Consider the following 811-nt stretch of genomic DNA (forward strand, 5'->3'; position numbering starts at 1 on the left):
GCTGGAAGCTCCCACTAGAAAATACTAAACCTGCTGAAAATTTTAATTATGTTCTGGCAATTTTTATTATGTTCTAGAAATTTTAATTATATTCTGGCAATTTTAATTATGTTCTGGCAATTTTTATTAGATTCTCGTGAGCTGGAAGCTCACACTGGATGGGAATTTTAATTATTCTGAAAATATGGGGATAAATTTCTGTATAATTCCCATAAAAAAGGATATTCTTCTGGTTTATTTACTAATTCAGCTTTAACGGGGTTTTGTCTGATGTATTCCCAGACGTCTATCATTTCTTTTTTACTGTTAATTAATCTCTCATGTCTGCCATCTTGCCAAACTTTACCAATATGCTTCATCACTTGAGGAATTTGCTTGGCACTATAGCTTTTAATGCTGTGTATAATACTTCCAATTGACCAATATTCTGATTCTTGTTTCAGAAAAGATACGATTAAACAATGTACATGGTCTGGCATAATTACGACGCTGAAAATTTGGTATCTTTGTTGGTGAAAAAATAGGAATGAATGTAAAACAATTTCTCGCGCTTCGGGGGTTAATTCTAATCTTTACCAGGTGACAAAGGTGACGAAATAAGCAGATTTTATAAATTGAAATTCAGGATATTTGTTCATAATTTTGATGGTAATTTTTTCCACCCAGTGCGAGGATCATACTAGCTTATTAATGATACCAAACAAGGCGGCAATTTTAATTAGATTCTGACGAGCTGGATAACACCAAACCCGATGAAAATTTGAATAATATTCTGGGAATTTGTAATTAGATTCTGACAAGCTGGATAATA

1 pseudogene is annotated in these 811 nt (G+C 32.6%); it reads right to left on the bottom strand.

The features are described 5' to 3' along the window. Positions 1-167: 167 nt before the first annotated feature. Positions 168-545: pseudogene (locus ACP6PM_RS26620) on the bottom strand (REP-associated tyrosine transposase); the annotation flags it as partial. Positions 546-811: the final 266 nt, after the last annotated feature.

Source organism: Dapis brunnea BLCC-M229, assembly GCF_050015995.1.
Lineage (GTDB): Bacteria > Cyanobacteriota > Cyanobacteriia > Cyanobacteriales > Microcoleaceae > Trichodesmium.